Annotated in this window: 19 protein-coding genes and 1 pseudogene; 11 read left to right on the top strand and 9 right to left on the bottom strand. The window is 73.3% G+C overall.

Going from position 1 to position 23,017, the window contains the following annotated elements; genetic code table 11:
• Positions 1-4 precede the first annotated feature (4 nt).
• Both OG245_RS16685 and OG245_RS16680 read right to left on the bottom strand, forming a co-directional pair.
• Positions 5-1,621, bottom strand: a complete 1,617-nt coding sequence (locus OG245_RS16685; protein ID WP_371624321.1) for a M4 family metallopeptidase — start codon at positions 1,619-1,621, stop codon at positions 5-7.
• A 277-nt stretch (positions 1,622-1,898) separates the two neighbouring features.
• Positions 1,899-2,474, bottom strand: coding sequence for a TerD family protein (locus OG245_RS16680; protein ID WP_371624320.1), 576 nt, complete (start codon positions 2,472-2,474; stop codon positions 1,899-1,901).
• Positions 2,475-2,747: 273 nt separating this feature from the next.
• On the opposite strand from OG245_RS16680, the gene arfB reads away from it, so the two are divergent.
• Positions 2,748-3,173: an alternative ribosome rescue aminoacyl-tRNA hydrolase ArfB gene (arfB, locus tag OG245_RS16675; RefSeq protein ID WP_371624319.1), complete on the top strand. Its 426-nt coding sequence runs from the start codon at positions 2,748-2,750 to the stop codon at positions 3,171-3,173.
• Between the two features lie 102 nt (positions 3,174-3,275).
• Here arfB and OG245_RS16670 read toward each other — a convergent pair whose 3' ends face one another.
• Positions 3,276-3,782 carry a flavin reductase family protein gene (locus OG245_RS16670; RefSeq protein ID WP_371624318.1) on the bottom strand — a complete coding sequence of 169 codons (507 nt, stop codon included), beginning with the start codon at positions 3,780-3,782 and terminating at the stop codon, positions 3,276-3,278.
• A gap of 396 nt (positions 3,783-4,178) precedes the next feature.
• Between OG245_RS16670 and cdgB the strand changes: the two genes are divergently transcribed.
• Together cdgB and OG245_RS16660 are read left to right on the top strand one after the other, a co-directional pair.
• Positions 4,179-5,834: a diguanylate cyclase CdgB gene (gene cdgB, locus OG245_RS16665; RefSeq protein ID WP_371624317.1), complete on the top strand. Its 1,656-nt coding sequence runs from the start codon at positions 4,179-4,181 to the stop codon at positions 5,832-5,834.
• 144 nt (positions 5,835-5,978) lie between these two features.
• Positions 5,979-6,983, top strand: a complete 1,005-nt coding sequence (locus tag OG245_RS16660; RefSeq protein ID WP_371624316.1) for a carbohydrate-binding protein — start codon at positions 5,979-5,981, stop codon at positions 6,981-6,983.
• Between the two features lie 40 nt (positions 6,984-7,023).
• Here OG245_RS16660 and OG245_RS16655 read toward each other — a convergent pair whose 3' ends face one another.
• The 3 genes from OG245_RS16655 to OG245_RS16645 form a co-directional block, all read right to left on the bottom strand.
• Positions 7,024-7,950: a 1-phosphofructokinase family hexose kinase gene (locus tag OG245_RS16655; RefSeq protein ID WP_371624315.1), complete on the bottom strand. Its 927-nt coding sequence runs from the start codon at positions 7,948-7,950 to the stop codon at positions 7,024-7,026.
• A 170-nt stretch (positions 7,951-8,120) separates the two neighbouring features.
• Entirely contained in the window at positions 8,121-9,278 is a 1,158-nt protein-coding gene (nagA, locus tag OG245_RS16650; protein ID WP_371624314.1) for an N-acetylglucosamine-6-phosphate deacetylase, read from the bottom strand.
• Positions 9,278-10,168, bottom strand: a complete 891-nt coding sequence (locus OG245_RS16645; protein WP_371627902.1) for an ROK family protein — start codon at positions 10,166-10,168, stop codon at positions 9,278-9,280. The genes nagA and OG245_RS16645 overlap by 1 nt, the downstream gene beginning before the upstream one ends.
• A gap of 430 nt (positions 10,169-10,598) precedes the next feature.
• On the opposite strand from OG245_RS16645, the gene OG245_RS16640 reads away from it, so the two are divergent.
• Together OG245_RS16640 and OG245_RS16635 are read left to right on the top strand one after the other, a co-directional pair.
• Positions 10,599-11,876 carry an ABC transporter substrate-binding protein gene (locus OG245_RS16640; RefSeq protein WP_371624313.1) on the top strand — a complete coding sequence of 426 codons (1,278 nt, stop codon included), beginning with the start codon at positions 10,599-10,601 and terminating at the stop codon, positions 11,874-11,876.
• 44 nt (positions 11,877-11,920) lie between these two features.
• Complete coding sequence (locus OG245_RS16635) at positions 11,921-12,202, top strand: DUF3263 domain-containing protein (RefSeq protein WP_371624312.1); 282 nt, start codon at positions 11,921-11,923, stop codon at positions 12,200-12,202.
• Between the two features lie 81 nt (positions 12,203-12,283).
• On the opposite strand, the gene OG245_RS16630 is transcribed toward OG245_RS16635, so the two are convergent.
• Complete coding sequence (locus OG245_RS16630) at positions 12,284-12,964, bottom strand: phosphotransferase (RefSeq protein ID WP_371624311.1); 681 nt, start codon at positions 12,962-12,964, stop codon at positions 12,284-12,286.
• Positions 12,965-13,219: 255 nt separating this feature from the next.
• Between OG245_RS16630 and OG245_RS16625 the strand changes: the two genes are divergently transcribed.
• The 3 genes and pseudogenes from OG245_RS16625 to OG245_RS16615 form a co-directional block, all read left to right on the top strand.
• Complete coding sequence (locus OG245_RS16625; RefSeq protein ID WP_371624310.1) at positions 13,220-14,593, top strand: carbohydrate-binding protein; 1,374 nt, start codon at positions 13,220-13,222, stop codon at positions 14,591-14,593.
• A 129-nt stretch (positions 14,594-14,722) separates the two neighbouring features.
• On the top strand, positions 14,723-15,574 hold the full coding sequence (locus OG245_RS16620; protein WP_371624309.1) for a carbohydrate-binding protein: 852 nt from the start codon (positions 14,723-14,725) through the stop codon (positions 15,572-15,574).
• A gap of 202 nt (positions 15,575-15,776) precedes the next feature.
• Positions 15,777-15,971 (top strand): annotated as a pseudogene (locus OG245_RS16615) (sigma factor); the annotation flags it as partial.
• Between the two features lie 175 nt (positions 15,972-16,146).
• On the opposite strand, the gene OG245_RS16610 reads toward OG245_RS16615, so the two are convergent.
• A complete protein-coding gene (locus OG245_RS16610; protein WP_371624308.1) occupies positions 16,147-17,823 on the bottom strand; it encodes a bifunctional 3'-5' exonuclease/DNA polymerase in 1,677 nt (558 codons plus the stop codon).
• 87 nt (positions 17,824-17,910) lie between these two features.
• On the opposite strand from OG245_RS16610, the gene OG245_RS16605 reads away from it, so the two are divergent.
• The 3 genes from OG245_RS16605 to OG245_RS16595 all read left to right on the top strand — a co-directional run bounded on the left by OG245_RS16605 (position 17,911) and on the right by OG245_RS16595 (position 22,303).
• Positions 17,911-18,825, top strand: a complete 915-nt coding sequence (locus OG245_RS16605) for an NADP-dependent oxidoreductase (protein WP_371624307.1) — start codon at positions 17,911-17,913, stop codon at positions 18,823-18,825.
• 136 nt (positions 18,826-18,961) lie between these two features.
• Positions 18,962-20,140 carry a DUF2786 domain-containing protein gene (locus OG245_RS16600; protein WP_371624306.1) on the top strand — a complete coding sequence of 393 codons (1,179 nt, stop codon included), beginning with the start codon at positions 18,962-18,964 and terminating at the stop codon, positions 20,138-20,140.
• Between the two features lie 36 nt (positions 20,141-20,176).
• Positions 20,177-22,303 (top strand): FUSC family protein, encoded by a 2,127-nt coding sequence (locus tag OG245_RS16595; protein ID WP_371624305.1) that lies wholly within the window; start codon positions 20,177-20,179, stop codon positions 22,301-22,303.
• 29 nt (positions 22,304-22,332) lie between these two features.
• On the opposite strand, the gene OG245_RS16590 is transcribed toward OG245_RS16595, so the two are convergent.
• Positions 22,333-22,848, bottom strand: a complete 516-nt coding sequence (locus tag OG245_RS16590; RefSeq protein WP_371624304.1) for a hypothetical protein — start codon at positions 22,846-22,848, stop codon at positions 22,333-22,335.
• Positions 22,849-23,017: the final 169 nt, after the last annotated feature.

Genomic DNA, 23,017 nt, shown 5'->3' with positions numbered 1-23,017 from the left:
CGCGTTACTTGACGTTGACCCCGGTCCAGGTGGCCGAGACCGCCTTCAGCTCCTCGCTGTCCGCGCCGAACAGGTCGGTCGCCGCCTTCTCGGTCGCGACGCGCGCGCCCGCGTAGTCGGTGGTGGAGGTCATGTAGACGGTGAGGGCCTTGTACCAGATCTGGTAGGCCTTCTCCCGGCCGATGCCCGTCAGCGTCGAGCCGTCGGAGGTCGCGGAGTCGTAGTCGACGCCGTTGACCGTCTTCTTTCCGCTGCCCTCGGCGAGCAGGTAGAAGAAGTGGTTGGCGACGCCGGAGGAGTAGTGGACGTCGATGCCGCCGAGGTTCTCGTCCCAGAAGTCGGCGGAGTTGCCGTCCTTGCTGGGCTTGTCCATGTAGCGCAGCGGGGTGCCGTCGCCGTTGATGTCGATCTTCTCGCCGATGAGGTAGTCCCCGGCGTCCGAGGCGTTGTCGGCGAAGAACTCCACCGAGACGCCGAGGATGTCGCTGGTCGCCTCGTTGAGGCCGCCGGACTCGCCCGCGTAGTCCAGGTTCGCGGTGGCGGAGGTGAGGCCGTGGGTCATCTCGTGGGCCGCGACGTCGATGGAGGTGAGGGCGCTCTTGTTGCCCTCGCCGTCGCCGTACGTCATGCAGAAGCAGCTGTCGTCCCAGAAGGCGTTGACGTAGTTCTCGCCGTAGTGGACCCGGGAGTAGGCGGCCTTGCCGTCGCCCGCGATGCCGTCGCGGCCGAGCGCGGTCTTGTAGAAGTCCCAGGTCTTCGCGGCGCCGTAGTGGGCGTCGACGGCGGCGGTCTGCCGGTCCGCGCCGGTGCCGTCGCCCCAGACGTCGTCGTCGTCCGTGACGAGTTCGCCGGTGCCGGAGGAGCCCTGGCCGAGGTCGTACGTCCGGTGGCCGCCGCGCTCGCCGTCGGTCAGTTCGAAGCCCGCGTCGGTCTTCGTGGTGGTGAGCTCCACCTCGCCGCTGTACTGGCTGGTGCCGGTGCCGGTCTCGATCGCCTCGTAGCTGTGCAGCTTCTTTCCGGTGGTCGCGTCGGTGAGGGTGTGGACGCGGCTGGGCGTGCCGTCCTTCTGGACGCCCTTCTTGACGGTCTCCCAGGCGAGGACGGGCGCTCCGCCGTGGCCCGCCCAGATCACCTTGCGGGCGCTCGCCGCCGCCTTCAGCTTCGGCGTCGTCGACGCCACGGCTATCTTCGCGTCGGTCGCCCTGTCCACGCCCGTGAGCCTGCCGGCGGCGGTGGTGTGGGTGACGAGGTCGCCGCCGAGGACGGGCAGGCCGTCGTAGGTGCGCTCGTAGCGGGTGTGGACGGTGCCCTCGGCGTCCTTGACGACGTCGCGGGCGATCAGCTTCTCCCGGTCGCCGAGCTTCAGGGCCTTCGCCGCCGAGGAGGTGTCCGCCTGGGCCGACTTGATGGCCGTGGCGCGCTGCGCCGAGGGGTTCACGCCGAGTGCGGCGGCCGTGGAGGGCGTCGCCGCGGCGGTACGGGCGTCGCCGTCGCCGGGCGTGGCGACGGCGGATCCGGCCTGGACACCGGCGACGACCATCGCGGCGACCGCCGCGAGTGCCGCGAGCCGACGGGTGCCACGGTGGGCGCGGGAGGTGTGGGGGGTGGTGTGGAGGTTCATGTAGGTCTTCTCCGTTGGTCGTCCTGTGGGGGGACTACGAGCGGAGAGCGTGCCACCTCATGAGCGAAGTTGACGGTGTGCCGACAATTGCCTCACAACTTTTTGACCAGTTCTTGTACGAATGGGGAGTCGTCCCGTCCGGTATTCGGTGAAGTGGTGGACTTTCCGCCGTACGGAGCGGGTGGCGTGGTGACGGACCCTCACACGCGCGGGAGCCCCCGGCCGCGAAGGCGGCCGGGGGCTCCCGTGAGGCGGGTGGAGCGGTGGTGCGCTCGGGTCAGAGGTTGACGCCGAAGTCCTGGGCGATGCCGCGCAGGCCGGAGGCGTACCCCTGGCCGACCGCGCGGAACTTCCACTCGGCGCCGTTGCGGTACAGCTCGCCGAAGACCATGGCGGTCTCGGTGGCGGCGTCCTCGCTCAGGTCGTAGCGGGCGATCTCGGCGCCGCCGGCCTGGTTGAGGATGCGGATGAACGCGTTCCGGACCTGGCCGAAGTTCTGGCTGCGGTTCTCGGCGTCGTAGATGGAGACCGGGAAGACGATCTTGTCCACGTCGGCCGGCAGGCCCGCCAGGTTGACGTTGATCTGCTCGTCGTCGCCCTCGCCCTCACCCGTGACGTTGTCACCGGTGTGCACGATGGTCTGGTCCGGCGTCGACTTGTTGTTGAAGAAGACGAAGTGGCCGTCCGAGACGACCTTCCCCGTCGGGTTGACCGCGATCGCCGAGGCGTCGAGGTCGAAGTCGGTGCCGGTGGTGGTACGGACGTCCCAGCCGAGGCCGACCGTGACGGCGGTAAGGCCCGGTGCCTCCTTGGTGAGCGAGACGTTGCCGCCCTTGGACAGGCTTACTGCCATGGGAAGTCCCTTTCCTCGTCGTGTGCGGGCTTCGTGCCATCACGAAAGCTACCGTCACCCGTCATAACGCAAGCAGCAGACCACGAGGTTCCTGGTCGCTTTACTTTCTTTGCCGAACTTCGTCCCGAAGTGGAGCCGGTCAGAGGGACCCGCCGCGGACCCGTACGCGATCCCGTGCGGAAACCCGTGGGCGATCCCGCGCGGAAACCCGTACGCGATCCCGTGGGCAAAAGAAGGTGACGAACAGGGTGCGGGGAAGGGACCATGGGTGTCATGTCCGGGCCCCATGTCATCCGCGGCTCGGTCTCCCTCCCGGAGGCCGAGCTCATGTGGCGTTTCTCGCGGTCCTCCGGGCCCGGCGGCCAGCACGTCAACACCAGCGACTCCCAGGTCGAGCTGCGCTTCGACCTGGCGGCGACCGACGCGCTCCCCGAGGTGTGGAAGGCGCGGGCGCTGGAGCGGCTCGCGAGCAGGCTGGTGGGCGGGGTGATCTCCGTACGGGCCTCCGAGCACCGCTCCCAGTGGCGCAACCGCGAGACGGCCGCGGTGCGGCTCGCCGCACTCCTGGCCGAGGCCACGGCGCCGCCGCCCAAGCCCCGGATCAAGCGGAAGATCCCGCGCGGGATCAACGAGCGCAGGCTGCGGGAGAAGAAGCAGCGCGGCGACACCAAGCGCGGACGCTCGGGCCGCGACTGGTGACGTTCGGACGGCGACGGGTGAGGCTCGGCCGCTACCGGTGACGCTCAGGTCACGACCGGTGAGGCTCCGGCCGCGTCCGGTGGCTCGGGAGGCGCTGCGCCGTCAGTCCAGCCGGCGGTAGCGGCCCTTGAAGTAGGCCAGCGGGTCGCCCTCCGCGCTCGGCAGCTCCGCCGTGAGCACCCGCCCGATCACCAGGGTGTGGTCCCCGGCCACCACGCGCTGCTCGGTGCGGCACTCCAGCGTCGCGAGCGCCCCGCCGATCAGCGGAGCCTGCGTCACCTCGCCCCGTGCGTACGGGATGTCCTCGAACAGCAGCCGGTCGCTGATCCGGCCCTTCATGGCGAACCGCCCCGCGATGTGCCGCTGGCTCGCGGCCAGGACGGAGACCGCCCACAGCGGCTGCTCGTCCAGCAGGTCGTCCATCCGGGAGCCGTTGCGCAGGCTCACCGTCACCAGGGGCGGATCCAGGGACACGGACATGAAGGCGGTCGCCGTCATGCCCACGTCCTCCCCCCGGCCGTCCTCGTCGAGGGGCGGCTCCTGGGCGGTGACCAGCACCACCCCGGCGGCCAGCCGCGCGAGGGCGGCACGGAACTCGTCGTTGCTCACTCCCTCAGCATGGGGGACGGTCTCGGGGCGCGGGGTGGGGGGCTTCGTCTGGAGCACACACAGACGCTAACCGCAGGGGCCGCGCGGTCGCATCGGGCCAGGGGACCAGGCCGGTCCTAGGACTCCCCGAAGGACCGTGTGCGCGGGCGTGCGAGCGGTGCGACGAGCGGGCGCACAAGGGGAATCAGACCTTCCGTGCACGCACCGAACGAGGGTCGTCGCCCTGAGTCACCGGCAGCGTCTGGGTATCTGTTGTGACTTGGGTCACAGAGTCCATTTTCTGCTGACCCTGTGTACCGGGTGCACAGCTCACTGTGATTCAGTGGCCGTGACACTGCAACAAGTACGTCGATATGAAACCTGGAGTTGCTGTCGAGGTCTCGGGGAGTGCGAGCGATGGAGGCCGAGTCGGAACCGTACGTCCGCCTTGCGACCATGCGGCAGCTGCATCAGGCCGTCGCTGATCTCAATACGGCACGGAGTCTGGCGGACACGCTGCAGACCGTGGCCGACGGGATCGTCGCGGGCCTCGGCTACGAGCTGGGCTGCGTGAACCTGGTCCGCCCGGACGGCGACCTCGTCATCGCTGCCTTCGCGGGCAACGCCGCGGCCGAGGCCCTGATCACCGGCCGCGTCGGCTCCCGCGCCTCCTGGGAGCGCCGGCTCTCCATGGGCGAGGCCTGGGACGACCTCCGCTTCATCCCGCACACCGAGGGCTGGGTCCTCCTCGACGACGACGTACCCCAGTGGCACACCGAGGGACCCGAACCCCGGTTCGAGGACGAGTGGCATCCGCTGGACCGGCTCTACGCCCCGATGTACGCCTCCGGCAGCGGCCGGGACCTCCTCGGCGTCATATCCGTCGACCGGCCGCGCAACGGGCGCCGCCCCGGAGCGTGGGGGCGCGAGGCGCTCCAGATGTACGCCTCCCAGGCCGCCATCGCGATCAGCAACGCCCGGCTGCGGGCCAACATGCAGCGCGCCCTCGTCCGCCTGGAGCGGGAGCAGCAGGCGCTGCGGGCCAGCGAGGAGTCCTTCCGCCAGGCCTTCGAGTACGCGCCCAGCGGCATGGCCATCGCCGAGATGGGCGGCGACCAGCACGGCCGGCTGCTGCGCACCAACGACGCCCTGTGCCGGCTGCTCGGCCGCCCCGCCTCGGTGCTCCGCCGCTACTCCTTCGCCGATCTGGTGCACCCCGAGGACATCGGCACCCTGCTGCGGACCTCCGCCGAGGGCGGCCGGGCCGAGCTGCGCCTCAGCCGCCGGGACGGCACGTACCTGTGGGTGTCCCTGCGCAACTCGGTCGTGGCCGACACCGCCGACGGGCCGCGCTTCCTGCTCACCCATGTCGAGGACATAGAGGAGCGCAAACGGCACGAGCTGAACCTCGCCCACCGCGCCTCGCACGACGCGCTGACCGGGCTGCCCAACAGCGCCGAGCTGAAGTCACGGCTCAGCGCCCGGATCTGCGAGCGGCCGAACTCCCCGGCCGCGACCGCGATCGAGGCGCTGGACGCGGCGTACGGGGACGTCGAGTCGTCCCTGACCCACGGCTACCAGGCCGACGGCTACGAGGGCGAGGCGATCCCCGGCGGCGGGCCCTTCGACCACCATGTGCACGCGGTCGCCCCGGACCCGGAGCACGACGACGGGACGAAGGGGCTCGCGGTCCTCTTCTGCGACCTCGACGGCTTCAAGTCCATCAACGACCGCTTCGGGCACCACACCGGCGACGCCGTGCTCATCGAGGTCTCCCGGCGGCTGAGCACCTGTGTGCGGGACGGTGACACCGTCGCCCGGCTCGGGGGTGACGAATTCGTCGTTCTCGCCGACGGCCTCGGGGCTGCGGACGCCGCTGACCTGGCCGTTCGCCTGAGAAATGCCATCATTCCGCCCATAAGGGTAGATGGTCGCGCGGTCCGCGTCGGGGCGAGTTTCGGCATCGGCTGGGCCGAGTGCGGAATGACCGTCGAAGAGGTCCTGCGCTCCGCCGACCAGCGGATGTACGTGGAGAAGCGGTCCCGGTCGAAGGTTCACCGCCGGGCCGGATGACGTTCACGGCCCGTTCCTCCCCCTACCCCGTACCCGTTCCCCGGCGGACGTCCGGGTCACCGAGCGCAATTCGGGGCCTGCTTCGTTCGAGGTAGGCTCGGCCGGTCGGCGACGGCTGGCGACATGGTGAGGAGTGACCCAGGGATGACGGCCGGAAACAACGGCGCGAGCAAGCCCGAGGACGACGATCCGTTCGGCTATCTGTACGCGGACGGACAGGCGGCAGGCGCCCAGCCGCCCGGCCAGGGCGGCTACGGCTACCCGGGGCCGGCCGCGCAGCCGGGCGTGCCCAGAACGTCCTACAACCAGGTGCGGGCCGTCGGCGAGCGCCAGTACGGGCAGCAGCAGGTGCCGCAGCAGCAGGGCGGGTACGGCTACCCGCCCCAGCAGCAGTACGGCCAGCCCGCGCAGCAGTACAACCGGCCGAACCCGCAGTACGCGGCCCCCGAGACCTACCCGGGCGGCGGGTCCGACGGACAGCCTCCGGCACAGGGCGGCCACGGCGGCGGTCCGGGCCGGGGCGGCCCGAACACCAAGGCGCTCCTGATCGCGGCGGTCGCCGTGGTCGCGGTCGTCCTCATCGGCATCGGCGCCGCCCTGATCACGGGCGACGACGCCGACAAGGACGACAAGCAGGACGAGGCGTCCAGCTCGCAGGGCCCCGCCGGCGAGGTCGAGGAGTCGAAGAAGCCGGAGAAGAAGCCCAAGGAGACCCCGAAGCCGGTCGAGCTGCCGAAGCAGGACGCGGCGACGCTGACGCTGGGCGGCACGGCGGCCCTGGACTCCACGGTCGAGGGCGCCAAGGGCGCGAACGGCAACTACATCAACCTGAACGAGGTCGGCCGGTCGGCCACCTGGACGGTCGAGGTTCCCGAGGCCGGCGCGTACACCCTGTACGTGACCTACGGCGTGCCCGGCAAGGACGCGAAGACGACGCTGACGGTGAACGCGCAGGAGCCGCGCTCCATCAACATGAAGAACTTCGCGCAGGCCGCCGAGGGCGACCTGGAGAAGGGCTGGACGAACACGTACGCGTACGTCCAGCTCGACAAGGGCTCCAACACCCTCAAGCTGTCGTGCGAGACGGGCGACCAGTGCGACGCCAATCTCGACCAGCTGGAGCTGAAGTCCGGCCACATCAAGAGCTAGACCGTGTCCGCGCCCGACGCCCTGACCGCCCCCGAGGTGGTCAGGGCGTCGGCGTGTGCGGTGCCACGACGACGCGCGGCAGCAGCTCCGCGTAGGCCGCCGCGTCGAACTCACCGGCCGTCGGGGCCAGCACCGTCGCCGTCGACAGGGCCACCGCGCGGGCGAGGCGCTCCGGCCAGTCGAGCCCCTCGGCCAGGGCGGACAGCAGTCCGGCGACCGCCGAGTCGCCCGCGCCGGTCGGGTTGCCGCGCACGGGGGCGGGCGGGGCGGCCCGCCAGACGCCGTCCGGGGTGAGCGCGAGCACGCCCTCGGGGCCCAGGGACGCGATCACGGCGTGGGCCCCGCGGCGGCGGGCGTCGTGGGCGGCGCGCAGCGGTTCGCGGGAGCCGGTCAGCCGGGCCAGCTCCTCGGCGTTCGGCTTGACCAGGTCGGGGCGGGCGGCGATGCCCCGGCGCAGCGGTTCGCCGCTGGTGTCCAGGAGGACGGGCACGGCGGCGGCGCGGGCGATCCGGACCAGTTCCGCGTACGCCCCGACGTGGATGCCGGGCGGCAGGCTGCCGCAGAGCGCGACGGCGTCCGCCCCGGCGAGCAGCTCCTCGTACGTCCGCAGGAAGGCGGCCCATTCGGCGGGGCTCACCTGCGGTCCGGGTTCGTTGAGCTGGGTGGTGTCGCCGGTCGAGCGGTCGGTGATCGCGAGCGTGCGACGGGTGTTCCCGGCGACGGGCACGAGGGCGTCGCGCGGCGGGAGCGGGGCGAGGAGGTCGCGCAGGACGCCTCCGGTGGCCCCGCCGACGAAGCCGGTCACCACGCTTTCGTGGCCCAGCGCGCCGAGGACCCGGGCGACGTTGAGGCCCTTGCCGCCGGGGCGTTCGGTGACCTCGCCGACCCGGTGGCTGCGGTGCGGGACGAGCGCGTCGACGGTGTACGTCACGTCGAGCGCGGTGTTCAGAGTGACGGTCAGGATCATCTCCGGCGGTCCCTCCCTCGGAGCGTGGCTCAGGCGGTGCTCAGGCGGTGCGCGCGCCCGTCCACGGGGCGCTCATCGGATGATCATGTCAAAGCGATGGCGGTCGGCCCAGTCCCGCGGGCCGACCGCCATCGCTTCGTTACGTGCTCACCGGCCTGTCGGCCGCCTGTCTAGGCGGTCTTCGGCTCGATGATCCACTCGCCCCGGCGCATGACGCCCTTGAGGACGAAGTCCTCGTCGAGGACGACCAGGTCGGCGTCCTTGCCAGGCTCCAGCGAGCCGACCCGGTCGTGGACGCCGAGCAGCCGGGCGGGGTTGGCGGAGATGGACCGGACGACGTCCTCGACGGGGATGTCGTCGAGGGTGACGGCCCGCCGGAACGCGGTGTCCAGGGTGAGCGTGGAGCCGGCGATCGAGCCGCCCTCCACCAGCCGGGCCACCCCGTCGGTGACCTCGACCGCGAGCGGTCCCAGCTCGTACTTCCCGTCGCCGAAGCCGGCCGCGTCCATCGCGTCGGTGATCAGCGCGACGCGGGCCGCGCCCTTGTGGCGGTAGGCCAGCTCCAGGACCGCCGGGTGCAGGTGCGTGCCGTCGTTGATCAGCTCGACGGTGATCCGGTCGTCCTCCAGGAGGGCGGCGATCGGGCCGGGGTCGCGGTGGGCGAGCGGCGGCATCGCGTTGAACAGGTGCGTGGCGACGGTCGCGCCCGCGTCGATGGCCTCGACGGTCTGCTCGTACGTCGCGTCCGTGTGGCCGATCGCGGCGATGACCCCGTGTTCGGCGAGCAGCCGTACGGAGTCGATGCCGCCGGGCAGCTCGGTGGCGAGGGTGAACATCCGGGCGGTGCCGCGCGCGGCGTCCAGCAGCTTGCGGACGTCGGCCGGGTCCGGGTCGCGGAGCAGCTCCTCGCTGTGGGCGCCCTTGCGGCACGGCGAGATGAAGGGGCCCTCGAAGTGGATCCCGGCCAGGTCGCCCTGCTCGACCAGCTCGGACAGCACGCCCGCGCGCCGGGCGAGGAAGTCCATCTCACCGGTGACCGTGGAGGCGACCATGGTGGTGGTGCCGTGCTCGCGGTGCGTACGGATGCCGGTGAGGACCTCGTCGACGGTGCCGGAGGTGAAGGAGGCCCCGCCGCCGCCGTGGTTGTGCATGTCCACGAAGCCGGGGACCACCCAGTGGCCGCTGAGGTCGACGGTCCGGGCGCCCTCCGGTGCGGAACCGGAGATCCGGGTGCCCTCGACGGTCACCCGGCCGTCCTCGACGGTGCCGGTGGGGAGCACCACCCGGGCGCCGGCGAGAACGGTGCTGTCTGCTGCGCGTCCGGCCATCAGGCGGAAACCTCCGTGGAGAGTAGATCCCAGGCGAGCAGCCCCGCGCCCAGGCATCCGGCGGTGTCCCCGAGGGCCGCCGGGACGATGTGGGGCAGCTTCTGGAACGTGACGCGTTCCTCGACGGCCGCACGCAGTGGTGTGAACAAGGTTTCCCCGGCTTCGGCGAGACCGCCACCGATGATGAGCGTGCCCGGGTCGAGGAGGGTCAGCGCGGTGACGAGGCCGGCGGCGAGCGCGTCGATCGCGTCCTGCCAGACCCGGACCGCCGCCGGGTCGCCGGACTCGACGGCCTTCGCGCAGTCCGCGGCGTCCGCCCCGGGGTCCCCGGAGGCGGCGGCCCAGGCCCGGGTCACCGCGGCGGCCGAGGCCAGCGTCTCCAGACAGCCGCGCTGGCCGCAGCTGCAGTCGGGGCCGTCCGGGCGGACCACGATGTGGCCGATCTCGCCCGCGTCCCCGTGGGCGCCCGCCTCGATGGCGCCGGCGATGCCGATGGCCCCGGCGATGCCGGTGCCCAGCGGGACGAACAGGAAGCGGTCCGCGCCCCGCCCGGCCCCGATCCGGCCCTCGGCGAGCCCGCCGGTGCGGACGTCGTGGCCGAGGGCCACGGGGACGCCCAGACGGGTCTCCAGGAGGGCGCGCAGCGGTACGTCGCGCCAGCCCAGGTTCGCGGCGTACACCGCGATGCCCTTCTCGGCGTCGACGATGCCGGGCACGGCGACCCCGGCGGCGACAGCGCTCTCGCCGAGGTGCTCCTCGCCGTGGGCCCGCAGATCCGCCGCGAACGCGAGGATGGTCTCGACGACCGCGTCGGCGCCGCGTTCCCGGCCGGTGGCCCGCCGCGCCTCGTGGAGGAGGGTGCCGTCGGTCCCGACCAGTGCGGCCTTCATTCCGGTGCCGCCCACATCGAGGGCGATGACATGTCTCACGGGAGACAGTTTCGCCCGCCGACCCCCAAAAGGTCTAGTCCACTAGCGTGGTTTGTTGCGCACCCATACAAAATGATGAACGAGTGAAGGCCGGTCTATTTCTGCCGGAATGTCACTAATGGGGAGCGCGGACCTGGGGGAAACCGGACTAAAGGTCTGGACCAAGATACGGGGAGAGGTCCCCGACTGCCAGTACGCGTACGCCAGTTGTGGCCTCCGGGGGCCGTATACGTTGCCGAAGCGATACTCCGGTGGTGTAGACCTCCGCGTCGGCGGTGAGGGAAAATCGCAGTTCATCCGGATGGTGTCCAGGACAGGGCGACACTGCCGCGGCCGGTCAGCGGCCGGAGGCCGACGCCGTGCACCGTCCGTGAGCAGGCGATCGACGAGGATGGGCGAGGCTGTGCAGCGGCGCTTTTTGGGTCTGACCGCGGTGGCGGCCGCACTGGGAATGACAGCGACCTTGTCGGGCTGCGGCGGTGAGGCCGCAGCGGACGACGTCACGCTCAAGCTGGTCGCCGCCGACTACGGCACCGGTCCGGAGAACAGCTCCGACAAGTACTGGAGCGGGGTCGCCGCGGGCTTCGAGAAGGAGCACCCCGGTATCACGGTCGATGTCACCGTCCTCCACTGGAAGGACGTCGACCGCGAGGTCGGGGAGATGGTCAAGGCGGGCAACGCCCCGGACATCGCCCAGATCGGCGCGTACGCGGACTACGCCAAGGCGGGCAAGCTCTACACCGCCGACGAGACGCTCGCGATCCGCACCACCGCGAACTTCCTCCCGTCGCTCGCCGACGCGGGCAAGATCAACGGCACGCAGTACGGCCTGCCCTTCGTCGCCAGCACCCGGCTGCTCTTCTACAACGAGAAGCTCTTCGACCAGGCGGGCCTGGACGCCCCCGAGACCTGGGACGACATCCGCAGCGACGCCGCCGCGCTCAAGGCGAAGGGCGTCGACTACCCCTTCGCCCTGCCGCTCGGCCAGGAGGAGGCCCAGGCCGAGACCCTGATGTGGCTCCTCAGCGGTGGCGGCGGCTACACGGACGACGTCGGCGCGTACGACATCGACTCGGCGGAGAACGTCACCACGTTCCGCTGGGTGCGGGACAACCTCGTCGGCGCGGGCCTCACCGGCCCGGTCGCGCCGGGCAAGCTGGACCGGGCGAAGGCGTTCAAGGCATTCGCCGCCGGCAAGGTCGGCATGCTCAACGGCCACCCCACACTGATGGACGAGGCCGAGGCCGAGGGCGTCAAGGTCGGCATGGTGCCGCTGCCCGGCTCCGACGGCCCGACCAAGGGCTCCATGGGCGTCGCCGACTGGATGATGGGCTTCAAGAAGAACGGCCACCGCGAGGAGATAGGCAAGTTCTTCGACTACGCCTACTCCGACGAGAACGTGCTGGAGTTCGCCGACCAGTACGACCTGCTCCCGGTGACCGGCAGCGCCTCCGCCGCGATGGAGACCGACACCAAGCACAGGAAGCTGCGTCCGTTCCTGGCGGCCCTGCCGAACTCGACGCTCATCCCCTACGGCAAGACGTCCTGGGCCACGGTCAGCGACGCGATCAAGAAGAAGATCGGCAGCGCGGTCGCGCCGGGCAGCAACCCCGAGGGCATCCTCGGCGAGGTGGCCGCCGAGGCGACACGGGCGGAGGCCGCCGAGTAGCGGTCGCGGTCCCGGTGTCGGGGGTGGGCATTAGGTTGGTTGATATGACCGCCCCCGACCACGAGCGCCACACCCCCCGGACCGAGCCCGCCCCCCCCGCCGAAGACCTGTCCGTACGGGACCGGGCGCTGCTGGCCCTGGAGCGGCGCTCCCATGCGGGGCCCGGGGCGAAGGAGCGGGCGATCCGCGAGGAGCTCGGGATCTCGCCGGTCCGCTACTACCAGCTGCTGAACGCGCTGATCGACGACGAGCGGGCGCTGCGCGAGGACCCGGTCACGGTGAACCGGCTGCGGCGCGTGCGCGACGCGAAGCGCGGACGGCGCTGAGCGCCGCCTCCCGGGGGCGCCGCCGGGGCCCCCGCTCCTCGGCCGCCGGAGAGGCGTGAGGAGACCGGAAGCGCCCGGACCTCACGGGGCGCAGCCCAGCACCAGGTCCACCGCCCGGTCCAGGCGGCCCCGTTCGGCACCGGTCAGATACGGGTTCGCCCGCTGGCGGTCGCGGGCGAGGGCCAGGTCGGCGGCCGACGCACCGCCGTCGTCGGAGAGTTCCGCCAGGAGCGCCGCCAGCAGGGGCCGGACGTCCGCCCCGGCCGGGAACTCCGGGTCGAGCGCGATCCGGGCCAGCGTCAGCGCCGACATCGCCCGGTCGAGACCGGGCGGGCCCTCCGCCGCGCTGGACCAGTCGATCACCACCGCGCCCTCCTCCGTCAGCATCACGTTCTCCGGATGCAGGTCCAGATGGAGCACGCAGTCCTCCGGGTTCGTCGAGACCCGGGGCGGTATCGCGTGGAGCTCGCGCAGCAGCCGGGCCAGCAGCGCGCCCGCCTCGGCCGCCCCCAGCCGCCCCGCGAGCAGGGACTCGGCCAGGGTCGGGCCGGTCAGCCGCTGGAGCACCAGGTCCGTGGCGCGGGCCCCTTCGGCGGGCGGGCCGATGCGCGGCACCGGGAAGCCGAAGGCGCCGACGTAACTCATGACGGCCAGCTCCTGCGTGGTGTCGGTGCGGTCCCGGTAACGGCGAAGGACCCAGGAGCCGTCGAGTGCGTACACGTCGGCGGTGCGTCCCGAGCCCAGAAGTTGCCCTGTGTGCATGGGGCCGAACCTACCCGGGCGCCCCGCCGAAAGGGAGTCGCGTTCCGGCTTCGCCCGGCCGGGCCCGCGAAACGGCTTCGCACCCGGCCCGCGGGGTGGGCCGAAGTACCCGCCGCGCGGCCCCATAACGCGGAGGGAGGGGGGTGAACGGGATCTCCTGCGCCGGGTGTCGCCGCCGCTACGGTTTCGGCAATTCCCTGGTCCGGACCAACCCCACCTCCGGACCTGGACACCCCCAGAACCAAGGAGAGTGACGTGGAGAGAACCACGCTCCGCAGACGCGCCCTCGCCGCCGGCACCGCCACGGTGGCCGTGGGTGCGCTCGCCCTCGCCGGGCTGACCGGCGTGGCGTCCGCCGACCCAGCGGCCACCACCGCCCCGCCGGTCTCCGCAGACAGCCTGTCGCCCGGGATGCTGGCCGCTCTCGAGCGCGACCTCGGCCTGGACGCGGACGACGCCCGCAGCCGGATAGCCAACGAGTACCGGGCCGCCGCCGTCGCCGCGGGGTTGGAGAAGTCCCTCGGCGCCAGCTTCGCCGGAGCGCGGGTCAGCGGGGCGAAGGCGACCCTGACCGTCGCCACCACGGACGCCTCCGAGGCCGCCCGGATCACCGAGGCCGGAGCGCGCGCCGAGGTCGTCGGCAACAGCCTGGACCGGCTCGAAGGCGTCAAGAGGACGCTCGACAGGGCCGCGCTGAACAAGGCGCCCAAGAACGTGCCCGTCTACTACGTCGACGTCGCGGCCAACAAGGTCGTCGTGAACGCCGCGAGCACCGCCGCCGGACAGGCGTTCCTGAAGTCGGCCGGGGTCGACGGCGGCCTCGTCACCGTCGCCAGGTCCGCCGAGCGGCCCCGCGCCCTCGCCGACATCCGCGGTGGCGACGCGTACTACATGAACGGCTCCGGCCGCTGTTCCGTCGGCTTCTCGGTGACGCGCGGCACCCAGGGCGGCTTCGCCACCGCGGGCCACTGCGGCCGCGTCGGCACCACCACCAACGGGGTCAACCAGCAGGCCCAGGGCACCTTCCAGGGCTCGACCTTCCCGGGCCGGGACATCGCCTGGGTCGCCACCAACACCAACTGGACCCCGCGTCCGCTGGTGAACGGCTACGGACGGGGCGACGTCACCGTCGCCGGCTCCACCGCCTCCGTCGTCGGCGCCTCGGTCTGCCGTTCCGGCTCCACCACGGGCTGGCACTGCGGCACCATCCAGCAGCTGAACACCAGCGTCACCTACCCGGAGGGCACCATCTCCGGGGTGACCCGCACCAGCGTCTGCGCCGAACCGGGCGACTCCGGCGGCTCCTACATCTCCGGCAGCCAGGCGCAGGGCGTCACCTCCGGCGGCTCGGGCAACTGCTCCTCCGGCGGTACGACGTACTTCCAGCCCATCAACCCGCTGCTCCAGACGTACGGGCTGACCCTGGTCACCAGCGGCGGCGGTACGCCGACGGACCCGCCCACCACCCCGCCGACCGACCCGCCCGGCGGCACCTGGGCGGCCGGCACCGCGTACGCCGCCGGCGCCACGGTGACGTACGGCGGAGCCACCTACCGCTGCCTCCAGGCGCACACAGCCCAGCCCGGCTGGAACCCCGCCGACGTGCCCGCGCTCTGGCAGCGGGTCTGACCGCTCCGGTCCCGGGGCCGACCGCCCCGGGACCGGTCCCGCACCACCGAACCTCCTGAACCTCCCGCCTCCCGCCTCCCCGCGTCGAGGACCCCCGAGGACTCCGAGGAAACAGTCATGACCCCACAAATGGACAACACAACCCCCCACGACCCCAACGCGTCCGACGAGGCGTCGGGAGACCGGCGGCGGATCAGCCGCAAGGGTCTCCTGAAGGCCGCACTCGTCGCGAGCGCCGCGCCTCTGCTCGCCGGAGGGGGCGTCGCGCTCGCCCGGGACGCCGCCTCCACCGGGAACGGGCCGCTGGCCCCGACCCCGGAGTGCGACGACGGCGACGACACGACGCCGCCGCAGATGGAGGGGCCGTACTTCAAGCCCAACTCCCCGCGCCGCACCAGCCTGGTGACCCCGAGCACCCCCGGCGTACCGCTCACCGTGAGCGGCTACGTCTTCGGCCGGGCCTGCCGGCCCATCTCCGGGGCCCTGCTCGACTTCTGGCAGGCCGACACCAACGGGTCGTACGACATGGCCCAGTTCGCCTTCCGGGGGCACCAGTTCACCGGCACGGACGGGTCGTTCAGCCTCACCACCATCGTGCCGGGCCTCTACCCGGGCCGTACGCGGCACATCCACGTGAAGGCGCAGGCGCCCGGCGGGCGCATCCTCACCACCCAGCTGTACTTCCCGAACGAGCCGCGCAACAACACCGACGCGCTGTTCGACCCCGAGTTGCTGATGAACGTCCGCAACGTCGGGAACGGGCGCCAGGGCACCTTCGACTTCGTGCTGGACGTCGCCCAGACGCCCAAGCCGACCGATCCGCCCACCGAGCCGGGGTCCACCACCTGGGCCGCCGGCACCTCCTACCGCGCGGGTGACCGCGTGACGTACGGCGGGGTCGCCTACCGCTGTCTGCAGGGGCACCAGGCCGTGTCGGGCTGGGAGCCGCCGAACGTCCCCGCGTTGTGGGAACGCGGGTAGACGAGGACACAGCGAGCGCACCACCGCCCGCGCCCCGTTCACGCCGTCCGGCGCGTGAACGGGGCGCTTCCCGCGTTCCCCCGCGCTGTCCGCCCCCTGGCCCGCTGGCCCCCAAAGTTCTCGCGGATCGTCCGAAACATGTGCCCGCTCCCGCCGCGTCGTACAGGGGGAGGGCGGAACGGACGGGCGGACGGGGGAGAGCATGAGGGCGTCGCGGACCGAGGGGTTCACGGTGTTCGCGGCCGGCCGGGCCGGCCGTCTGTTCCGCTCGGCGTGCCTGCTGACCAGCGGCGATGTACACCTCGCCGAGGACCTGGTGCAGGAGACGCTGAGCCGGATGTACGTGCTGTGGGGCCGCGCCCGCCGGATCGACAACCCGGCGGCGTACGCGCAGACGGCCGACACGATGCGGCCGGACGGCATGCGCGTCGTCGTCTCCGCCTTCAACTCCGGCGATCAGTCGAGCCCCGCCACCCGGCCCGCGCCCGCGGTCACGATGGACCGGCTGACCGCCCTGGCCACCAGCCCGGAATGGCCGAAGCTCCAGCAGCGCTGAGGGCTGTCCCGGGGCGTCACTTGGCGTCCGCGTACCGCTCCACCACCGCGATCGTGAAGGGGAACCGCACCGGCGTCCGTCCGAAGGCGGTCCGCCCGGCCAGCTCGCCCGCCGCGCGGATCGCCTCGGCGACGGTCCCGGCCTCCCCGGCCGGGCAGTGCACGATCACCTCGTCGTGCTGGAAGAACACCAACTGGGCCCGCAGCCCCTGCTCATGGAGCGTCCGGCGCAGCGCGGCCAGCAGCAGCAGCGCCCAGTCGGCCGCGCTGCCCTGCACCACGAAGTTACGGGTGAAGCGCCCCCGGGCCCGCGCCGGACCGCCGTCGGACGGGGCCCCGGAGCCCTCGGGACCCTCCTGGGGAAGGCCCGCCTCCTCGTCCTGGCCCGCCAGCGCGACCGGCGGGCTGGTCCGGCCCAGCCAGGTCCGCACCACCCGTCCCTCCTCGCCCGCCCGCGCCGCGTCGTCGACATAGGCGACGGCGAGCGGGAAGCGGCGGCGCAGAGCGGCCAGGTTCTTCAGGCCGTCCCCGGACGTCTGGCCGTAGACCGCGCCGAGGAGCGCCAGCTTCGCGTGCTCGCGGTCACCCCGGAACGCCCGGTCGGACAGCGCCTTGTAGAGGTCGCCGTCATGACCGGCCACCTCCATCAGGCCCCGGTCGCGGGAGATCGCCGCCAGCACCCGGGGCTCCATCTGGTCGGCGTCCGCGACGACCAGGCGCCACCCCTCGTCGGCGACGACGGCCTGCCGGATCACCTTGGGGATCTGGAGGGCCCCGCCGCCGTTGGTCGTCCAGCGGCCGCTGACCGTGCCGCCCGGCTGGTACTCCGGGCGGAAGCGGCCCTCGCGCACCCAGTCCTGGAGCCAGGACCAGCCGTGCGCCGTCCAGATCCGGTACAGCTTCTTGTACGCGATGAGCGGCTCGACCGCCGGATGGTCCACCTCCTCCAGCTCCCACCGCCGGGTCGACTTCACCGGTATCCCCGCCTGCGCGAACGCCTTCACCACATCGGCGGGCAGGTCGGGGCGGACCCGCCGGCCGAACGCCGCCGACACCTCGTCCGCCAGCTCGGCGAGCCTGCGGGGCTCGCCGCCGCCCGCGTACCGCTCGCCCAGCAGTCCGTTCAGCAGCTCCCGGTGGACGTCGGCGCGCCAGGGCAGCCCGGCCCGGTGCATCTCGGCGGCCACGAGCATCCCCGCCGACTCCGACGCGGTCAGCAGCCGCATCCGGTCCGGGTGCTCCGCCGCGTCGTGCCGGCGCATCTGGTCCGCGTAGACCCGCAGGAGCCCCTCGAACGGCACCCCGGGACCGGACGGCGGCTCGAAGAGGGAGGACTGCGCGCCCGGTTCGGCGGACCGGGCGGGCGGGTCCGGCGGCACCGGCGCGTTGTCCAGCCGGGCCAGCGCGGCGGCGGCGGAACGGGGCTCGCCGAGCCGCCCGGCGTGCCCGAGCAGCAGCAGCTCGGCGCACTCGATGTCGTAGCACCGCTCCACCCGGACCCCGGCGGCCAGCAGCCGGGGGTGGATCTCGGCGGTCGACCGCCACACCCAGCGGACCACGTCGGGCCGGGAGCGGACCGCCTCGACGAGGTCGGGCTCGGCGAGGACCGGCCCGGCGGGCGTGCCGTCGCGGGCCAGCGGCGCGAGCAGCGCCCCGCCCCCGTCCGCAGCCGCCACCGCCCACCGTTCGGTCATGGGTGCGAGTCTGGCACCCGCCACTGACAGTGCCCCGGAGGCGGTCCCCGACTGGCCGCCCGCCGCCGCAGCCGTGAGGATCGCCCCATGGAAGCGATCGTGTACGAGGAGTTCGGCGGCCCCGGCGTCCTGCACCTGGAGCGTCGCGATCCGCCGCGTCCCGGCCCCGGCCAGGTCCGGGTCGCCGTGCGCGCGGCCGGCGTGAACCCGCTCGACCACAAGATCCGGAACGGCTGGATGGAGGACGCGTTCCCCACCCCGCTGCCCGCCACGCCCGGAGCCGAGTTCGCCGGGGTGGTCCTGGAGGCGGGGGAGGGCGTCACGGATCTCGCCCCCGGTGACGAGGTCCTCGGCTGGAGCGCCACCGGCTCCTACGCCACCGAGGCGCTGGCCGAGGCCGCCTCCCTCGCGCGCAAGCCGGACGGGCTGTCCTGGGAGGAGGCCGCCGCGCTGCCCGTCGCGACCGACACCGCCTCCCGGGTGCTGGACGAACTGGCGCTGGCCGAGGGCGAGACGCTGCTCCTGCACGGGGCGGGCGGCGGCGTCGGCTCCGTCGCCGTACAGCTCGCGGCGGCCCGCGGCGCGACCGTCATCGGCACCGCGTCCCCGGCCAACCACGACTATCTGCGGGTGCTGGGCGCGGTCCCGGTGGCGTACGGGGACGGGCTGGTCGAGCGGGTGCGCGAGCTGGCCCCGGAGGGCGTGGACGCGGTGTTCGACGCGTCGGGGCGCGGCGCGCTGCCCGCCTCCATCGAACTGCGCGGCGGCACCACGGACCGGATCGTCACCATCGCGGACGGGGACGCCGCCGAACTGGGCGTCGCCTTCTCCTCCGGCGGCGGCGGACCCTCGGCCGCCCGCCTCGGGGAGAACGCCCGGCGGGCGGAGGCCGGCGAGCTGCGCGTGGAGATCGCCCAGGTCTTCCCGCTCGCCGACGCCGCGAGCGCCCACGCCCTGAGCGAGGGCGGCCACGTCCGCGGCAAGCTGGTGCTGCTGCCGTAGACGGCCGTGCGGGCGGGTCTTGCGCGGTGGTCGCGGGCCGTGCGGGCGGTGCGGGCGGTGCGGGCCGTGCGCGCGGCGGTGCGGGCCCGTGCGTACGGGTGCGGGCCGTGCGAGCGGTGCGCCTACCCTTGGCCGGATGGAATCGGTGATCGACCGGGCGTGCGCGGCGGCCCTCTACGCGGAGGGCGACGCCGCCCTGGACACCGGGGCCTCCCTGCTCGCCGCCGCCCCGGAGGCGGACGCGGAGGCGCACCGGCGCGGCGAGGAGTTCGTGCGCCGGGCATGGGACCGGGGCTGGCACCCGGCCGACCTGGTCCGGTTCGTCCGCCACGAGCTGGACGAGCGCCGGGCGGCGCTGGCCGCGACCCTGATCGCCGCCGAGACCGCCCGGTACGCGGAGCTGCCGCCCCGCTGGCGCCGGCAGCTCGCCGAGCTGCCCGCACCCGTGCCGCGCAACCTCCCCGACCGGTTCCGCTACGCCGGTGACCTGCTGGAGCTGTACCGGCTGCTGCTGCGGCTGCCCGCCATCGAGCCCGCCGGCCCCCCGCCCGGCGCCGCCGCCGACCACCTGCACCGGCCGCCCGCCGCCGACGAGCCCCGGATGCTCACCCGGATCCGGGCGCTGCTGGCGAAGGCGGAGGCGACCGGCTTCCCGGAGGAGGCGGAGGCGCTGACCACCAAGGCGCAGGAGCTGATGGCCCGGCACAGCGTCGACGAGGCCCTCCTCGCCGCCCGGACCCACAGCCGCGAGACGCCGGGCGCCTGCCGGATCGGGGTGGAGCCCCCGTACGAGAGCGCCAAGGCGATCCTGCTCGACGCCGTCGCCTCCGCGAACCGCTGCCGGGCCGTGTGGAACGACGATCTCGGCTTCACCACGGTCGTCGGCTTCGAGCCGGACCTGGAGGCCGTCGAGCTGATGTTCACCTCCCTGCTCGTCCAGGGGGCGGCCGCGATGACCCGTGCGGAGGCCGGACAGCGCGCCGGGGGACGCAAGCGGACCAAGACCTTCCGGCAGGCGTTCTGGATGGGGTACGCCCAGCGGCTCGGCCGCCGGCTCGCCGACGGCGCCGAACGGGCCACGGCGGCGGACGGCGCCGACGCGGCCCCGGCCGGCGAGCTGCTGCCGGTGCTGGCCGCCCGGGACGTCGCGGTCTCCGACGCCGCCGGGCGGATGTTCCCGAGGACCACGACCACCCGGGTCCGCGGCGTCACCGACCTGGACGGCTGGACGCACGGCACCGAGGCCGCCGACCGGGCCCGCACGGGCAGCGGGGGCGGCTCGCGCCGGGGACCCGACGGCGAAATCATGGCGTAAGTCAGGCTTGTCGCACTTTGCGGTTAGGCTCGGCCCATGAGCTGGCTCCGGGCGCTGAAGGAGACCGCCCGCTCGGGGCTGGAGATCGAGCGGCAGAGACTGGAACCCCTCATCGCCTTCCGCGGTGCGGCCGGCCTCGCCGTCGTCGTCGGGGTCAGCCTCGTGCTGTTCGGGCCGGAGATCGCGGCCAGCTCCGCGTTCGGCGCTTTCCAGGCCGCCATCGCCACCTTCCAGCGCAGCTGGCGGCCCCGCCCCGTCCTCGCCCTCGTCTCCGGGGTGAGCCTCGCCGTCTCGACGTTCGTCGGATACGTCAGCGGCGCGCACGTCGTGCTCTTCCTCTGCCTCCTCGGCGCCTGGACCTTCCTGGCCGGACTCGCCTGGGCGGCGGGCCCCACGGGCGGCATCATCGCCGCGTCGAACGTCGCGATCATGCTGGTGACGATCACCCTGCCCACCTCGGTCGTGGACGCCGCCGCCCACGCGGGGATGATCGCCGTCGGCGGCTTCGTCCAGGCGGCGCTCATCGTCCTCTTCCCGGTCCGCAGATGGGGCGCCCAGCGCGACGCGCTCGCCGACGCCCTGGCCGCCGAGGCCGACTACGCCCGGCGGCTGCGTCACGACCCGGTCGCCCCCTTCGACCCGCTGCCCCTGATGACCGCCCGCAGCGCCGCCGCCGTCACCCCGCGCCAGGCCCGCCGCCGCCCCGCCGAACTGCACGGGGCCCGGGGGGTCGCCGAGCGGCTGCGCCCGGTGCTCGCCTCGCTCGCGGACCCGGCGATGGGGGTGCCGGGCGACGGCCTCGAGCGGCTCTGGGTGAACGAGCTGCTGGGCGCGGCCGGATCGGTCCTGGACGCCGCCGCGCGGGCCGTCCGGCACGGCGAACCCGTCCATCTCTCCGCCACCGACCTGGGCGTCCTGAAGACCCCCGACAACGACGTGATCCTCGTCGGCCCCGCCCGCCGCGCCGCCGACCGGCTCGCGGCCCTGCTCGACGACGTCCTGGAGATCGCGGAGGGCACCGGGACCGACAGCGGCATCCCCACCGACCTGGCCCCGGACACCCGGCACCGGCCCACGCTGCTGAAGCTGGTCCCGGTGGTGCTGGCCTCGATGCGCCGCGAGCTGCACCACGGCTCGCCGATCCTGCGTCACGCCGTCCGGGTCTCGGTGGTCGCCGTCTCCGGGTACTTCGTCGGCGAGGCCGTGCCGCTCGGCCACGGCTACTGGGCCCCGATGACCGCCGTCATGGTGATGCGGCCCGAGTTCTCGCAGACGTACGCCCGCGCGGCGGGACGCTTCGGCGGCACCCTGGTCGGCGTCGGGCTGGCCACCGCCGTCGTGCAGACCACCACCCCCGACGCCCGGCTCTCGGCGCTCCTCGCGGTGGTCTGCGCCTGGCTGATGTACCTGCTGATGCGCACCGGCTACGCGGTCGGCCAGGTCTGCGTCGCCGCGTACGTCGTCTTCCTGCTCGGCATGGCCGGCGACGACTGGTCCCAGACCGTCACCGAGCGCATCGTGCTGACGCTCGTCGGCGGACTCCTCGCGATGATCTCCTACGCCGTCTACCCGGCCTGGGAGACCCCGCGGCTGCGCAACCGGCTGGCCGAGTGGCTGGTGGCGGACGGGCGGTACGCGGCCACGGTCGTCGACCGGTACGCGGACCCCGCCGACCGGGACGCCGAGGACGTCCGGGAGGCCCTGATCGCCACCCGGGAGGCCCGTGTGGCGTGGCAGGAGGCGCTGGCGACCGCCCAGCACGAACCCGTACGCCACCGGGGCATCTCCCGGGCCGCCGCGACCGACGCCCAGCACGCGCTGGCCCAGCTGGGCCGGTCGGCGATGGTCCTGGAGGCCCATCTGCCGGCCCGGTCGGCCGACCCGGTGCCCGGCGCCGCCCAACTGGCCGAGGCCTTGCGCCGGGCCACCGAGAAGGGCGCCAGGGCCGTACGGGAGCGGCGGCTGCCCGACTGGCAGCCGGTCGTGGACGCGGTGGCCCACTGGGACATGCCCACCCCGACGGACGACGGCACGACGCCGATCGGCGACCCGGTCGTGCGCCGGGGCGCGGCGCTGCTCCTGGACGCGCTGGAGGAGTTCACCCGCGCCCTGGACGAGCGGGGCGGCTCCACCCGGGTCAGCAGCACGCTGGCCGAGGGCTGAGCGGCCCGGGCGTCAGGCCCTCGAGGGCGTCACGGCGCGGGCACCTCGGGCAGGTCCCCGAGGTCCGGCAGCGAGGGCATGCCGCTCGGCAGCTTGCCGGGTTCGGCCTTGGTGAGGGTGTCCTTGGCGCCGCCGTCCCACGACAGGACCAGCTTCGAGCCGTCCACGGAGTCGATCGCGCCCATCGTGCGGTCGGTGGAGCCGCCGGTGCACTTCAGCGCCAGCATCGGTTCGCCGCCCATGTCCTTCACATCGCCCTGGCACACGGACTGGTCGGCCACCAGCGCGACCTTGCGGGCGCTGACGGACACGGTGACGTTCTTCCCGTCCGTCAGTCCCACCCAGGTGCCCTCCAGCGCGGCGGCGTCCACGGCGCCGCCTGCGGGCTCCCCGGAACCGTTGCCGCCGCCGCTCCCGGGCGTCGCGCTCGCCGCGGAGTCCGCGCCGGAGTCCTTGCCCGCGTCGTCGCCACCGCATGCGGTCAGCGCCAGTGAGGCGGCGAGAGCGGCGACCGCGACGGCACCGGTGCGTAGAGACCTGATCACGTGGAGTTCCCCCTTGCTGTTTTCCGGTCGAAGGACCGCGCCACGTTACCAAGGTCCGTATCGATCAACTCCCTTGAACGGGAGCGAAATAGGCGTGCCGTTCGTCTCTCTTCCCGGAGGGTGCGACCGGGGCGCAAAAGCCTGTAATCAAAGGAACACCCCGCGTGCA

It is taken from the genome of Streptomyces sp. NBC_01116 (assembly GCF_041435495.1).
Classification (GTDB): Bacteria; Actinomycetota; Actinomycetes; order Streptomycetales; family Streptomycetaceae; genus Streptomyces.
This window is presented reverse-complemented; position numbering and strand designations above follow the sequence as displayed.

Coding starts and splice junctions, on each gene's coding strand:
- OG245_RS16605 (WP_371624307.1), top strand. CDS start 17,911: ATGGAAGCGATCGTGTACGAGGAGTTCGGCGGCCCCGGCGTCCTGCAC.
- OG245_RS16660 (WP_371624316.1), top strand. CDS start 5,979: ATGACGGCCGGAAACAACGGCGCGAGCAAGCCCGAGGACGACGATCCG.
- OG245_RS16595 (WP_371624305.1), top strand. CDS start 20,177: ATGAGCTGGCTCCGGGCGCTGAAGGAGACCGCCCGCTCGGGGCTGGAG.
- OG245_RS16655 (WP_371624315.1), bottom strand. CDS start 7,950: ATGATCCTGACCGTCACTCTGAACACCGCGCTCGACGTGACGTACACC.
- OG245_RS16685 (WP_371624321.1), bottom strand. CDS start 1,621: ATGAACCTCCACACCACCCCCCACACCTCCCGCGCCCACCGTGGCACC.
- OG245_RS16630 (WP_371624311.1), bottom strand. CDS start 12,964: ATGCACACAGGGCAACTTCTGGGCTCGGGACGCACCGCCGACGTGTAC.
- nagA (WP_371624314.1), bottom strand. CDS start 9,278: ATGGCCGGACGCGCAGCAGACAGCACCGTTCTCGCCGGCGCCCGGGTG.
- OG245_RS16640 (WP_371624313.1), top strand. CDS start 10,599: ATGGGCGAGGCTGTGCAGCGGCGCTTTTTGGGTCTGACCGCGGTGGCG.
- OG245_RS16635 (WP_371624312.1), top strand. CDS start 11,921: ATGACCGCCCCCGACCACGAGCGCCACACCCCCCGGACCGAGCCCGCC.
- OG245_RS16610 (WP_371624308.1), bottom strand. CDS start 17,823: ATGACCGAACGGTGGGCGGTGGCGGCTGCGGACGGGGGCGGGGCGCTG.
- OG245_RS16680 (WP_371624320.1), bottom strand. CDS start 2,474: ATGGCAGTAAGCCTGTCCAAGGGCGGCAACGTCTCGCTCACCAAGGAG.
- OG245_RS16645 (WP_371627902.1), bottom strand. CDS start 10,168: ATGAAGGCCGCACTGGTCGGGACCGACGGCACCCTCCTCCACGAGGCG.
- arfB (WP_371624319.1), top strand. CDS start 2,748: ATGTCCGGGCCCCATGTCATCCGCGGCTCGGTCTCCCTCCCGGAGGCC.
- OG245_RS16620 (WP_371624309.1), top strand. CDS start 14,723: ATGGACAACACAACCCCCCACGACCCCAACGCGTCCGACGAGGCGTCG.
- OG245_RS16600 (WP_371624306.1), top strand. CDS start 18,962: ATGGAATCGGTGATCGACCGGGCGTGCGCGGCGGCCCTCTACGCGGAG.
- cdgB (WP_371624317.1), top strand. CDS start 4,179: ATGGAGGCCGAGTCGGAACCGTACGTCCGCCTTGCGACCATGCGGCAG.